This window comes from Microbacterium sp. LWS13-1.2, assembly GCF_040144835.1.
Taxonomy (GTDB): Bacteria; Actinomycetota; Actinomycetes; order Actinomycetales; family Microbacteriaceae; genus Microbacterium.
Genome location: NZ_CP151632.1, coordinates 1,043,828 through 1,056,983, shown reverse-complemented (window position 1 = coordinate 1,056,983; position 13,156 = coordinate 1,043,828). Strand labels below are relative to the sequence as shown.

The window sequence follows — 13,156 nt, the reverse complement described above, 5'->3', positions numbered from 1 at the left end:
GCGGGGGAGGCGTTTCGTCTCGCTTCGCTCGCTCAACGACCTGCGAATGGGCTCGTAGCGCATCTGAAAAGATGGCTCCGTGGCATCCGTCAACCCGCCGCGCGGCATGCGCGACTTCCTCCCCGCTGAAAAGGCCCGTCGCGAGCGCGTGCTCGCCGTCATCCGCGAGCGCTACCGCGCGCACGGGTTCGACGAGATCGAGACGCCGGTGGTCGAGGAGTACGCGCGGCTGCACGCGGGCATCGGCGGCGATAACGAGAAGCTCGCCTACAACGTGCTCAAGCGCGGCCTCGACGCCGACGCCATCCGCGCCGCGGCCGACGACCCCGCGAGCCTGACCGACCTCGGCCTGCGCTACGACCTGACCGTGCCGCTCGCCCGGTTCTACGCCACCAACCGCGGCCAGCTGCCGTCGGTGTTCCGCTCCATCCAGATCGCACCCGTCTGGCGGGCCGAGCGGCCGCAGAAGGGCCGCTACCGCCAGTTCGTGCAGTGCGACATCGACATCATCGGAGACGGCTCGGCGCGCGCCGAGGCCGAGCTCGTCGTCGCGACGCTCGACACCCTCGACGCCCTCGGGCTCGAAGGCGGCAGTGTGCGGATCAACGACCGCCGCGTGCTCGACTGGATGCTCGACAGCTTCGGCTTCGGCGCCGAGGAGCGCCCCGGCGTGCTGATCACGATCGACAAGCTCGACAAGATCGGGCCCGAGGGGATCGTCGCCGAGCTGCGCGAGCGGGCCCTTCGACAGGCTCAGGGACCGGAGTCGGCGGCGATCGACGCGTTCGAGGCGTTCCTGCGCCGCCCGGTGACCCTCGAGTACCACCCGTACGGCGAGCGCCAGATCCGCAAGGCGCTGCCGGCGGACGCCCCCGACGAGATCGTGGCGCACCTCGTCGGCATCGGCGAGGCGGCGGCCGCGGCGCGGGCCGCCACGGCGGGCGACGAGCTCGACGGCGACATCCCGCTCGTGTTCGATCCCTTCCTGGTGCGCGGCATGGGGTATTACACCGGCACCATCTTCGAGCTGGCCCATCCCTCGGTCGACTACTCGCTCGGCGGCGGCGGCCGCTACGACGGCATGATCGGCCGGTTCCTCGGGCAGGAGGTGCCCGCGGTCGGCTTCTCCATCGGATTCGAGCGGATCGTCGACCTCGTCGCGGAGCGCACGGATGCCGCAGCACCGGCCGTCGTGCTGGTCCACGACCGCGACGTGCCGGAAGCCCGCCTCCTCGCGCTCAAGGCCGGGCTCGTGCGACAGGGTTCGCGGGTGCGGCTGGAGCAGCGGACGAAGAACCTCAAGGCGCTGCTCGAGCGCGCAGCGTCCGACGGCTACACGGCGTTCGCGACCGTGACGGCGGGCACGACGGCCGACGATCTCGAGGTCAAACCGCTCGCCTGAGCCACGTGGCGCGCGATCAGTCGCGCCGCGCGACGCGGAGGCGGATCGCCCGGTACAGCACGCCCGCGGCGACCACGATCACGCCCCCAACAACGGACTGCCAGGGCAGCGTCGCCGCCAGGACGAGGCATCCGATCGCGCCGATGATCTGCAGAGCCATCGGGTAGCGCCGCGCGCCGGGCGCCTGGCGGAAGGCGGCGACGTTGGCGACGAAGTAGTACAGGAGCACGCCGAACGACGAGAAGCCGATCGCTCCCCGCAGGTCGACGAGGGCGACCAATGCCACCGCCACCAACGCCGCGGCCACCTCTGCGCGGTGCGGAACGCCCCACCGCGGATGAACCCGGTCGAGGAGGCGAGGTAGATCGCCCTCGCGCGACATCGCGAACGCTGTGCGACTCACCCCCGCGATGAGTGCGAGCAGCGCGCCGAGCGAGGCGGCCGCGGCGCCGACGCGCACGACCACGTCGATCCAGTCCCATCCCGATCGCGCGGCGGCGTCGGCCACCGGCTCCGTCGACACGGCGACGCCGGCCGGGCCCAGCGCGCTCAGCACCGCGACGGCCACGACCGCGTATACCGCGAGTGCGACCAGGAACGCGATCACGATCGCGCGCGGGATCACCCGCCGGGGATCGCGCACCTCCTCGCCCATGGTGGCGATGCGCGCGTAGCCGGCGAAGGCGAAGAACAGCAGGCCGGCGGACTGCAGGATGCCGTAGCCGCCCCCCTCCCATACCGTCTCGGCCGAGAACCAGCCCGGGGCGGCATCCGCCGAGAAGGCGGCCGTCACGGCGGCGGCCAGCGCACCCAGCGAGATGACGACGATCACGCGGGCGGCGCCGGCCGTGCGGGTCACGCCGAACCAGTTGACCGCCGTCAGGGCGACCACGGCCACGATCGCGACGGGACGCTCCCATCCGGCGGGGGCGACGTAGGCGGCGAACGTCAGCGCCATGGCTGCGCAGCTGGCGATCTTGCCGACGACGAAACCCCATCCCGCGACGAACCCCCACCACGGGCCGAGCTCGGCGCGACCATAGGCGTACGTCCCGCCCGAGGTCGGGTGCGCGGCCGCGAGCTGCGCCGACGAGGTGGCATTGCCGAATGCCACGATCGCGGCGATCGCCAGACCGATCAGCAGGCCCGTGCCGGCCGCATCCGCCGCCGGCGCCCACACGGCGAACACGCCGGCGCCGATCATCGAGCCCAGGCCGATGAAGACGGCGTCGCCGAGGCCGAGCCGGCGCTGCAGGGAGGAGGACGTCACGCGCGAACTCTAGCGCTCTCGCGCGAACGCGGATCCGGGCGTGCACGGCCCGCTCCGACCGGCCAGGATGGCCGAAGTCGGCGCGTCCTGACCCGCGTCGCCCCCGGTGCGTCACCGGGATGACGGCATCCGTTCATCCGGGTGCTGTGGCATGACGCCATGCCACGCACGCACGACGCCGACCCGGGCGCCGTCGTCGCCGCGTTCGCCGGCGCCGCCCTCGGGGCAGGGGTCGTGCTGCTCGGAGGCCGCGCGATGCTGTCGCGACAGGCGGCAGTCGCCCGCCGTCGCATCGGCAAGCCGCTGGGGGAGGAGGCGCTCGACGCCGACCGCATCTGGGCGCGGCGCTTCGACGGCGAGCCGGTCGAACTCGTCGTGCTCGGCGACTCGATCGCCGCAGGACTGGGCGCCGAGCGCCGCAAGGACACGCTGGGTGCCCGGCTCGCGAAAGGGCTCGCGCGCAAGCTCGGCCGTCCGGTGCGGCTGCGGACGGCCGCGATCGTCGGCGCTGAGTCGTCGGTGCTCGCCGAGCAGGTCGACGGGCTCCCTGCCGGCTACGCGCCCGATGCGGCGGTCATCGTCGTCGGCGGCAACGACATCACCCACCGCGTCCCCGTGCCCACCTCGATCGCGCACCTGGAAGACGCGATCCTGCGGCTGCGCGCTCGGGGCGCCGCGGTAGTGGTCGGGACCTGCCCCGACCTGGGGGCGCTGCGACCGGTGCCGCAGCCGCTGCGCGCGCTCGGCTCGCGCCTGTCCCGCCAGCTCGCGGACGCCCAGGCAGATGCGGCATCCCGGTGCGGTGCGCGACCGGTGTCGCTGAGGCGCGCGGTGGGTCCGTTCTTCGTCACCCAGCCCGACGAGATGTTCAGCCTCGACAGATTCCATCCGAGCGCATTGGGGTACCGGCGCACCGCCGAGGCGCTGCTTCCGGCTGTCCTGGCGGAGCTCGCGTCGGTCGGCGCGGGCCAGGACTGACCCCCCATCGACAGGTCAACCGCGCCTCCGCAGGACGTTTTCGCGAACAGATCTCCTGTGGAAGCCCGGTTGACCTGTCGAGGCCTTGCCGGAGCAGCGGGATCACGCGCGGTCCGGGCCCCGCGGCCTCAGCCGGTGCTGACGGACGCCGCCCATTCGGCGACGCGGGCAGCGCTCTCCTCTTCGGAGAGGTCCTCGACGCGCGTCATGATCGACCAGCGCACGCCGAACGGATCGCGCACGCTCGCATAGCGGTCCCCCGACACGAACGTCGAGGGCTCCTCGCGCACCGTCGCGCCGGCGGCCACCGCGCGGGCCGTGACGGCATCGACGTCGGGCACGTAGATGCCGATCGAGTAGCAGTCCTCGTCGCCGTCAGGCGGTGCGACCAGCCCGTAGGCGGGGGACGGCTCGCCCAGCTGCAGGATGCCGAGCCCGAAGTCGAGCCCGGCGTGCACGACCGCGCCGTCGAACTCGGTGACGTCGGTCACGCGCGCGCCGAAGACGTCGCGATAGAACTCGAGCGCCTGCTTCGCCCCGCGGATCGCGAGGAAGGGGGTGAGGGTCGTCGCCCCGTGCGGGCGGCCGTTGGTGGTGTGGGCACCGGTCACGCCGGTGGTGTTCTCCGTGGTCATGTCCCCATGCTCACGCGGGGCGGATGCCGCGGGCTTGGAGATTCGCGACACCCTCGGCGGCACCGTGTCGGCGCGCCGCACTAGCGTGAGCCTGTGACGGATCCGACGCGCGGTGTGCTGTACCCCGAGCGCCTGCCGCGCTTCACGCGGCTCGCGCCGCCGGCGGCGGCATCCGATCTGGTGGAATGGTTCTGGTTCCCGGAATGGGGCCTGCCCGACGGCGTCGAATCGCGCCAGCCGATCCTCGGCTATCCGGCGGCGAATCTCGCCGTGGAGCCGTGCGGCGTCACGCTGTGGGGCGCCACGACGCGGACGTCCGAGCGAGTGCTCCGGGGGAGCGGCTGGGCCGCGGGCGCCGTGCTGAAGCCCGCCGCCTTCATGCGGCTGCACGATGCGCCGAGCGAACTGGTCGACGCGCACACCGTGCTGGACGAGCCGGAACTCGAGCGGACCGTGTCTGCGGCGATGCCCGATCTCGGGGCCGCGGCCGCGGTCGTGTCGCGGTGGCTGAGCGAGCGCGTCGGTCCGCTGACGCCCGAGGGTCGCCTCGCGAACGCGATGGCGGAGCTCCTGACGTCGGATGCGGAGGTCCACCGCGTCGACGATGCCGCGGAGCGTCTCAAGGTCTCGGTGCGCACGCTGCAGCGACTCGCCCACCGCACGGTCGGAGTGTCGCCGGCCGCGATGATCCGACGCCGGCGGCTGCAGGAGGCGGCGCAGCGCGTGCGCGACGATCCGGATGCCGCTCTGGCCGACATCGCGGCGGAGCTCGGCTACGCCGACCAGGCGCACCTCGCGAACGACTTCCGCGCGGTGCTGGGTTTCACCGCTTCGGACTACCGCGCGCGCTGAGGCGCATCCTCGCTCTGCACGTGGTGCGGCGCGATCTTCGTCGCGGTGACCCGCTTCTTCTCGCGGACGTAGACCTCGCGCCGCACGCGGGCGACGACCTCGCCCTCGGCATCCGTGATGTCGGTCTCGAACCACTCCAGCACCTTGGCGCCGCCGTGGGCGCGCTCGCGGAGCTCTTCGGCCTTCTCGCGCGGCACCTCGAACCGGGCCGTGAGCACGCCGCGACCGGGCTTCACGAACTCGATCTCGCCGCGGGTGTCCCAGACGACGTAGTCGCGGCCGAGCTGATGCATCACGAGCATGAAGTAGTACGGGTCGGTCATCGCCGACATCGACCCGCCGAACGCCGTCTTTACGTAGTTGCGGGTGAAGACGTTGACGTGCAGTTCGACGGTGGCGCTCGTCCAGTCGTCGGCGAACCTCCGCACGCGGATGCCGCTGAACAGGTTGGGGATCCACAGGCTCATGCCGAGAGCGAGGCGTCGGGGGGTCACACGCATGTTCTTCAGGATGACCGAGGCGGGTGAGCGCGGAGAAGTCGATTGGCGGGTCTCCACAAATGTGTTCTTGAGTTGTTCTAGTGATACTAGAATTGACGCATGCTCCTCCGCATCGATCCTGAGAGTGACGCCCCGCTGTTCGCGCAGATCGCCGCCTCGGTGCGGGCGGATGCCGCAGCCGGGCGCGTGCGGCCCGGCGACCGGCTTCCGGCGGCACGCGACATCGCCGCCGCCCTCGGGGTCAACGTGCACACCGTGCTGCACGCCTATCAGGACCTGCGCGACGAAGGCCTCATCGAGCTCCGCCGCGGTCGCGGCGCCGTCGTGACCTCCCAGGCCAGCACGCTCGAGGACCTCCGCCACGACATCCACGACCTCGTCGCGCGGGCGCGCGCGGCGGGACTCTCATCCGACGCCCTCGCCGCCCTTGTGAAGGAGATCGCCCGTGACCGTTGATGGCACAGCCCCGTCCCGCCCCGCCCTGCGCCGATTCATGCTGGTCGCCGTGTGGCTCCCCGTCGCGCTCGTCGTGCTCGCCGTCGCCGTGCAGCTGCTGCTGCTGCCGCAGGTGCCCGCCACGATCGCCGTCCACTGGAACGCCTCCGGCGAGGCGGACCGGTTCGCACCCGCGTGGACGCAGCCGATCGCGACCGTCGTCTTCGGCCTCGGCGTGCCGGTGCTCATCGCCCTCACGTCCCGCCCGGGTCTCCGTCGGGGCGATCACGGACCCACCTACAGCCTGATGGGCGCCACGGCCGCCGCGGTGTCGGCGATGGTGAGCGTGGCGCTGACATGGACGCTCGCGATGCAGGCGGGGCTCGACGGCTCCGCCGACGCGCCCGCGGTGTGGCCCGCCCTCGTCGCGTCGCTCGCCGCGGCGGCCGTCGTCGGCGTGGCGGCGTGGTTCCTCCAGCCTCGTGAGGAGTGGGCGGATGCCGCGATCCCGCCGGCGAGGCCGCTCGCCCTCTCGTCGCACGAGCAGGCGCTGTGGATGCGGACGACCAGCATCGCCCGCGGCGCCGCGATCGCCATCTTCGCGGGGGTGCTCGTCATCGCCGTATCGGCCGCGGTGGCGGGGGTGACCGGCGCGGATCCGCTGCTGGTGTGGCTCCTCGTGGGAACCGCGGTGCTGCTCCTGGCGCTCGCGGCCACCACGCTCGCCTTCCACGTCCGCGTCGACGACGGCGGTCTGCACGTCGAGTCGGTGCTCGGCATCCCGCGATTCCACGTGCCGCTGGCCGACATCGAATCGGCCGCGCGCGTCGACGTGGATCCGATGGGCGAGTTCGGCGGCTGGGGTCTGCGTCTGTCGACCGGGAGGCGCTTCGGCGTGGTGCTGCGCGCCGGGGCGGCGATCGAGGTGCTCCGCCGCAGCGGCAAGCGGTTCGTCGTCACCGTGGACGACGCGGCGACGGGCGCCGCGCTTCTCGAGGCGCTGGCGAACCGGGCGGCTGCGAGGCCTTGACGCCCGGTCCGCGGCCGGATTGGCTGAGGGCATGGCGGCACCCACACCTGACACCTGGCCCACCCCCGAGAAGTGGTCCCGCGTCGACGAGTACCTGACGGAGCTGCTCGTCGGCCACGATCCCGACCTCGAGCGCGCGGTCGCGGACCAGCAGAACGCGGGACTCCCGGCGATCGAGGTCGCACCGGTCAACGGCAAGCTGCTGCACCTCATGGCGCGGATCTCGGGAGCGCGCCGGGTGCTCGAGGTGGGCACGCTCGCCGCCTACTCGACGATCTGGCTGGCCCGCGGCATCCCCGGCGACGGACGCGTCGTGACGATCGAAGCGGAGCCCCGCAACGCGGAGCTGGCGCGCGCGAACCTCGATCGCGCCGGGGTCGGCGAGAAGGTCGAGATCAGGCTCGGTCGTGGCGCCGACGTCCTGCCCACCCTTGAAGGCGACGAGCCGTTCGACCTGGTCTTCATCGACGCCGACAAGGAATCGAACACGATCTACCTCGACTGGGCGGCGCGACTGGGCCGGCCGGGCACCGTCGTGATGGTCGACAACACCGTGCGCGGCGGCGAGGTCGCCAATCCCGCGACCGAGAATCCGCAGATCATCGGTGTGCAGCGCGGTCTCGAGATGCTCGGCCGCGACCCCCGCTTCGATGCCACGGCCATCCAGACGCTCGACGCGAAGGGCTACGACGGCATCGCGATCGCGCTGGTCGTCTGACCGTCGTCACAAGCCGGCAGCGGGTCAGTAGGCTGAGGGGCGGACCGACGACGCTCCAGCGAATCACCCTAAGCAAGGAGAACCCCTGTGGCACAGATCGAGGCTGTAGGCGCCCGCGAGATCCTCGACTCGCGTGGAAACCCGACCGTCGAGGTGGAGGTGCTGCTGGACGACGGTATCGTCCAGCGCGCGGCCGTGCCGTCCGGCGCGTCGACCGGAGCCTTCGAGGCGTACGAGCTGCGTGACGGCGACAAGACCCGCTACAGCGGCAAGGGCGTTCTGAAGGCCGTCGCCGCCGTCATCGACGAGCTCGGCCCCGCGATCGAAGGCGTCGAGGCGAGCGAGCAGCGCGTCATCGACGAGATCCTCATCGCCACGGACGGCACCGAGAACAAGTCGCGCACCGGCGCCAACGCGATCCTGGGCATCTCGCTCGCGGTCGCCAAGGCCGCCGCCGACTCGGCCGACCTTCCGCTGTTCCGCTACCTCGGCGGACCGAACGCGCACGTCCTGCCCGTGCCGCTGTTCAACGTCATCAACGGCGGCGAGCACGCCGACAACGGCATCGACTTCCAGGAGTACTTCCTCGCGCCGATCGGCGCCGACACGTACGCCGAGTCGCTGCGCTGGGGCACCGAGGTGTACCACGTCCTCAAGGGCGAGCTGAAGGCCGCGGGCTTCGCGACCGGACTCGGCGACGAGGGCGGGTTCGCCCCCGACCTTCCCAGCAACCGCGAGGGCCTCGACTTCCTGATCCAGGCGATCGAGAAGGCAGGCTTCACCCCCGGCACCGACATCGGCGTCGGCCTCGACGTCGCGGCGACCGAGTTCTTCAAGGACGGCGTCTACACCGTCGAGGGCAAGGCATGGTCGGCCGAGCAGCTGACCGACTACTACGCCGACCTCGTCGCGAACTACCCCGTCGTCACGATCGAGGACGCCCTCGCGGAGGACGACTGGGACGCATGGAAGGCTCTCACCGACAAGATCGGCACGAAGGTGCAGCTCGTCGGCGACGACCTCTTCGTCACCAACCCCGAGCGCCTCCAGCGTGGCATCGACCTCGGCGTCGCCAACGCGCTGCTGGTGAAGGTCAACCAGATCGGCACGCTGTCCGAGACGCTGGACGCCATCGCTCTGGCCACCCAGAACGGCTACCGTTCGATGCTCTCGCACCGCTCGGGCGAGACCGAGGACACCACGATCGCCGACCTCGCGGTCGCCGTCAACGCGGGTCAGATCAAGACCGGCGCGCCCGCCCGCAGCGAGCGCGTGGCGAAATACAATCAGCTTCTGCGCATCGAAGAGGAGCTCGGTGAGGCCGCGGTGTTCGCGGGCCGCGGAGCTTTCCCCCGGTTCAAGGGCTGATGCGCTGACAGCCTGAAGTCGACGTGAGGGGGAGCCGTGGCCAAGACGACGGCTCCCCCTTCTCGTCCCTCGGGTGCGACCGCACCTCGTCGGCGGCCCGTGAGCGCGCGACGCCCCGTCGATGTACGTGGCTGGCTCGGCGGCATCCGCCTCTCGGGCTTCATGGTGATCATGATGGGCCTGGTCGTGCTCGCCGCCTTCGTGCTCGTTCCCACCATCGGCACCTATGTCGACCAGCGTCAGCAGGTGGCCGCGCTCGAGGCGGCCGTGCAGCTCAGCCGTGACGAGGTGGCCGACCTCGAGTCCCAGCGCGAGCGCTGGCAGGACCCCGCCTACATCACCACCCAGGCGCGCGAGCGGCTGTACTACGTCAAGCCCGGCGAGGTCGTCTACCTCGTCGACGACGACCTGCCGCCCGAACTCGCGCCCCAGGAGCAGGAGCCGGTGAGCGACGAGCTCGAGGCTGCCGACGCGGACTGGATGTCGAAGCTCGTCCGCTCGGTGACCGAGGCAGGGCTCGCCCAGACCGTGGCGCCGGTGACCATCGGCGTGCCCGACCCCGAACCCTCGCCCACGCCGACGCCCTGACCGCCCGGGACCGCCGCGACCGCTCAGCGGCGTCGCGGTCCAGCACCGTCCCAGGTGGCGTCGGTACTCTGGGCCCGACCAAGGAGCTGCTCTGTGACGACCCCGCCATACCCCCCTGTCAGCGATGCCGACATGGCCGTGCTTCGCGAACAGCTCGGTCGCCCGGCTCGCGGAGTCGTGGGGATCGCGGCGCGCTGCGTGTGCGGCAACCCCACCGTGGTGGCCACGTCGCCGCGGCTTCCCGACGGCTCGCCGTTCCCCACGTTCTACTACCTGACGCACCCGGCCGCGACCGCCGCGATGTCGGTCCTCGAGGCAGACCACGTCATGCGAGAGCTCTCCGACGTGCTGGCCGCCGACGAGGAGGTCGCCGCGGCGTACCGGCTCGCGCATGAGGCGTACCTGCGGGACCGCTCCGCATTCGGCGAGGTGGAGGAGATCGCCGGCATCTCGGCCGGGGGCATGCCGACGCGCGTCAAGTGCCTCCACGCGCTCGCGGGCCACGCCCTCGCCGCGGGGCCCGGGATCAATCCGATCGGTGACCGCGCGCTCGCGCTGTCGTCGTGGTCGCCCGAGCGCTGCGTGTGCGCGCAGCCGGGATCGGGCGGATGATCCGCCGCGCCCTCGCCGCCGTCGCGTCGGCGGCCGTCGCCGCGACGCTGGTCGCAGTGGGGCCCATGGCCGCCCAGGCGGCTCCCGCCGAGGAAGACCCGATCCGTGCCGCAGAGTACTGGCTGGACGACTACGGCGTAGAGAAGGCGTGGGAGACCACACGCGGCGCCGGCGTGAAGATCGCCATCATCGACACCGGCATCGGCCGCGGCCCGGTCGAGTTCGACGGTGCCGTCGCCGGCGGCACGGATGTCTCGGGGGTCGGCTCGTCCGACGGGCGCACGCCCCTGGGTGCAGTCGACGCCGATCACGGCAGCTGGGTCGCGTCGCTCGCGGCCGGCCGGGGCACCGGCCCCGCCACCGGCATGATCGGCGTCGCGCCCGAGGCGCAGCTGCTGTCGGTATCGGTCGCCTTCGGCTCGTCCGCGCAGCGGCCTTTCGCCGACCAGATCGCCGACGCGATCCGCTGGTCGGTCGACAACGGCGCCGACGTCATCAACATGTCGCTCACCACGAACGTCCCAGATTGGCCCGAGAGCTGGGACGACGCCTTCCTCTACGCCTTCGACCACGACGTCGTCGTCGTGGTCGCCGCCGGCAACCGGGGGAGCGGCACGACCCGTGTGGGTGCGCCGGCGACCATCCCCGGCGTGCTCACCGTGGGTGGTGTGGACCGCTCCGGGAAGGCCAGTGTCGACGCGTCCACACAGGGCATCACCATCGGCGTCTCGGCTCCCAGCGAGGAGCTCGTCGGCGTGTCGGCCGACTCGACGCTGGTCTCGTGGGACGGCACGAGCGGCGCCGCCCCGATCGTCGCCGGCATCGCGGCGCTGGTCCGCGCCGCGCACCCCGACCTCGATGCCGCGAACGTCATCAACCGCATCGTCAAGACCGCCCGTCCCGCCGCGGGTGCGACCGCCGTGCCCGATGTGCTGTACGGCTATGGACTGGTGGATGCCGCCGCCGCCGTGACGGCCGGCCTCCCCACGGTGACCGCCAACCCGATGGGCAGCCTCGAGGACTGGGTGCGGCTGTATCGCCGGGCCCCCGTCGCGCCCATGCCGGAGGAGGCGGCGCCGAGCGTCGAGGTTCCGGCGCTCCCCGACGCGGATGCCGCGACGCGCGTCTCCTCGCCGCTGCTGCCGGACCGGGACACCGTGGTGTACGGCAGCCTGCCGCTCCTGTTGGTCACAGCGACGGCTATACTGGTGGCGCTCGGCGTCACCGCTGCTGTCCGACGCATCCGATTGGCGTCCCGCGCGCCGAGCCGCTGACACAGGAGGAGTACTCCAAACCGTGACCAACACCGTGCCCAAGATCCTCATCGTCGGTGGCGGATACGCAGGCTTCTACACGGCCTGGAAGCTCGAGAAGCATCTGCGCAAGGGCGAGGCGGAAGTGACGATCGTCGATCCGCTGCCCTACATGACCTACCAGCCGTTCCTCCCGGAGGTCGCGGCCGGCTCGATCGAGGCGCGCCACTCCGTCGTGGCCCTGCGCCGCCACCTCAAGCGCACCAACGTCGTGGCTGCCAAGGTGACCGGCATCAACCACGCCGGCAAGGTCGCCACGATCACCCCGATCGCCGGCGAGCCGTACGAGTTCGAGTACGACCAGATCGTCGTCACCGCCGGCGCGGTCTCGCGCACCTTCCCGATCCCGGGAATCGCCGACAACGCCATTGGGCTGAAGACGATCGAAGAGGCCGTCGCCATCCGCGACAGGCTGATGTCGAACTTCGACAAGGCGTCGACGCTTCCTCCCGGTCCCGACCGCGATCGCCTCCTCACCGTCGTGGTGGTCGGCGGCGGGTTCGCCGGCATCGAGGTGTTCGCCGAGCTTCGTTCGCTCGCCTCGTCGCTGGTCAAGAGCTACCCGCAGATCACGTTCGACGACACGCACTTCCACCTCATCGAGGCGATGAGCCGCATCATGCCCGAGGTGTCGCTGAAGACGAGCGAGTGGGTGCTCAAGAACCTCGCCCAGCGCGGCGCATCGGTCCACCTCGACACGCAGGTCACCGGTGCCGTGGGCGGCAACATCGAGCTCTCCACGGGCGAGACCATCCCCAGCGACCTCATCATCTGGACCGCCGGCGTCATGGCGAACCCCACGGTGGTGCGCGGCGGCGACCTCCCCGTCGAAGAGCGCGGTCGCATCCGCACCCGCGCCGACCTGCGGGTGGGCAGCGAGGACGAGATCGTCGAGGGTGCCTGGGCGGCCGGCGACGTGTCGGCCGTGCCCGACCTCACCGGTGGCGGCGTGGGCGGCTACTGCGTGCCCAACGCCCAGCACGCAGTGCGCCAGGCGAAGCTCCTCGCGAAGAACCTCGTGGGCGTGCTGCGCGGCGAGCTGCCGCGCGAGTACTACCACAAGAACCTCGGCGCCGTCGCGGGCCTCGGCCTCTGGGTCGGTGTGTTCCAGTCGGGCAAGCTCGCGCTCAAGGGACCCATCGCGTGGCTCGCGCACCGCGGCTACCACGGCCTGGCGATGCCGTCGTGGGAGCGCAAGTGGCGCGTGCTGTGGGGCTGGTGGAACAACTTCTGGCTCGGCCGCGACATGGTGAACCTGTCGACGGTGCAGAACCCTCGTTACGTGTTCGAAGAGTTCGCAGCGCGTCCGCGTCCGCCGCAGCCGGTCGAGGCGCCGGTCGAGACCGCCGCCGTGGCTGCGCCGGCCAAGAAGGCCCCTGCGCGCAAGCCCGCTGCGAAGGCCGCCGACGCCGAGAAGGTCGCCGCGAAGTAGGTTCGCAGGATGCCGCAGGCCCG

Annotated in this window: 14 protein-coding genes; 11 read left to right on the top strand and 3 right to left on the bottom strand. The window is 71.7% G+C overall.

What is annotated here, in order from left to right:
* The first annotated feature begins 106 nt into the window (after nt 1-106).
* On the top strand, nt 107-1,402 hold the full coding sequence (hisS, locus tag MRBLWS13_RS05155; RefSeq protein ID WP_349428990.1) for a histidine--tRNA ligase: 1,296 nt from the start codon (nt 107-109) through the stop codon (nt 1,400-1,402).
* Nucleotides 1,403-1,418: 16 nt separating this feature from the next.
* Here hisS and MRBLWS13_RS05150 read toward each other — a convergent pair whose 3' ends face one another.
* Nucleotides 1,419-2,672, bottom strand: coding sequence for an amino acid permease (locus tag MRBLWS13_RS05150; RefSeq protein WP_349427959.1), 1,254 nt, complete (start codon nt 2,670-2,672; stop codon nt 1,419-1,421).
* 159 nt (nt 2,673-2,831) lie between these two features.
* On the opposite strand from MRBLWS13_RS05150, the gene MRBLWS13_RS05145 reads away from it, so the two are divergent.
* Nucleotides 2,832-3,650 (top strand): SGNH/GDSL hydrolase family protein, encoded by an 819-nt coding sequence (locus MRBLWS13_RS05145; protein ID WP_349427958.1) that lies wholly within the window; start codon nt 2,832-2,834, stop codon nt 3,648-3,650.
* Nucleotides 3,651-3,778: 128 nt separating this feature from the next.
* On the opposite strand, the gene MRBLWS13_RS05140 is transcribed toward MRBLWS13_RS05145, so the two are convergent.
* Nucleotides 3,779-4,285, bottom strand: a complete 507-nt coding sequence (locus MRBLWS13_RS05140) for a VOC family protein (protein WP_349427957.1) — start codon at nt 4,283-4,285, stop codon at nt 3,779-3,781.
* Between the two features lie 93 nt (nt 4,286-4,378).
* Here MRBLWS13_RS05140 and MRBLWS13_RS05135 point away from each other — a divergent pair, with 93 nt between their 5' ends.
* Complete coding sequence (locus tag MRBLWS13_RS05135; RefSeq protein WP_349427956.1) at nt 4,379-5,137, top strand: helix-turn-helix domain-containing protein; 759 nt, start codon at nt 4,379-4,381, stop codon at nt 5,135-5,137.
* Here MRBLWS13_RS05135 and MRBLWS13_RS05130 read toward each other — a convergent pair.
* A complete protein-coding gene (locus tag MRBLWS13_RS05130; RefSeq protein WP_349427955.1) occupies nt 5,122-5,637 on the bottom strand; it encodes a DUF4442 domain-containing protein in 516 nt (171 codons plus the stop codon). The two genes, MRBLWS13_RS05135 and MRBLWS13_RS05130, sit on opposite strands and share 16 nt — an antisense overlap.
* A 99-nt stretch (nt 5,638-5,736) precedes the next feature.
* On the opposite strand from MRBLWS13_RS05130, the gene MRBLWS13_RS05125 reads away from it, so the two are divergent.
* The 8 genes from MRBLWS13_RS05125 to MRBLWS13_RS05090 all read left to right on the top strand — a co-directional run bounded on the left by MRBLWS13_RS05125 (nt 5,737) and on the right by MRBLWS13_RS05090 (nt 13,133).
* The gene (locus tag MRBLWS13_RS05125) at nt 5,737-6,093 is read left to right on the top strand and encodes a GntR family transcriptional regulator (protein WP_349427954.1); all 357 of its coding nucleotides are present in this window, start codon (nt 5,737-5,739) and stop codon (nt 6,091-6,093) included.
* Nucleotides 6,083-7,102, top strand: coding sequence for a DUF1648 domain-containing protein (locus MRBLWS13_RS05120; RefSeq protein ID WP_349427953.1), 1,020 nt, complete (start codon nt 6,083-6,085; stop codon nt 7,100-7,102). Before MRBLWS13_RS05125 ends, MRBLWS13_RS05120 begins: the two co-directional genes overlap by 11 nt.
* Nucleotides 7,103-7,133: 31 nt before the next feature.
* Nucleotides 7,134-7,820, top strand: coding sequence for an O-methyltransferase (locus MRBLWS13_RS05115; RefSeq protein ID WP_349427952.1), 687 nt, complete (start codon nt 7,134-7,136; stop codon nt 7,818-7,820).
* 87 nt (nt 7,821-7,907) lie between these two features.
* Nucleotides 7,908-9,188, top strand: coding sequence for a phosphopyruvate hydratase (gene eno / locus MRBLWS13_RS05110; protein WP_349427951.1), 1,281 nt, complete (start codon nt 7,908-7,910; stop codon nt 9,186-9,188).
* Between the two features lie 99 nt (nt 9,189-9,287).
* On the top strand, nt 9,288-9,776 hold the full coding sequence (locus MRBLWS13_RS05105) for a septum formation initiator family protein (RefSeq protein ID WP_349427950.1): 489 nt from the start codon (nt 9,288-9,290) through the stop codon (nt 9,774-9,776).
* 93 nt (nt 9,777-9,869) lie between these two features.
* Nucleotides 9,870-10,388, top strand: a complete 519-nt coding sequence (locus MRBLWS13_RS05100; RefSeq protein ID WP_349427949.1) for a DUF501 domain-containing protein — start codon at nt 9,870-9,872, stop codon at nt 10,386-10,388.
* Nucleotides 10,385-11,662 carry a S8 family serine peptidase gene (locus MRBLWS13_RS05095; RefSeq protein WP_349427948.1) on the top strand — a complete coding sequence of 426 codons (1,278 nt, stop codon included), beginning with the start codon at nt 10,385-10,387 and terminating at the stop codon, nt 11,660-11,662. Before MRBLWS13_RS05100 ends, MRBLWS13_RS05095 begins: the two co-directional genes overlap by 4 nt.
* A 34-nt stretch (nt 11,663-11,696) precedes the next feature.
* A complete protein-coding gene (locus MRBLWS13_RS05090; protein WP_349428989.1) occupies nt 11,697-13,133 on the top strand; it encodes an FAD-dependent oxidoreductase in 1,437 nt (478 codons plus the stop codon).
* Nucleotides 13,134-13,156: the final 23 nt, after the last annotated feature.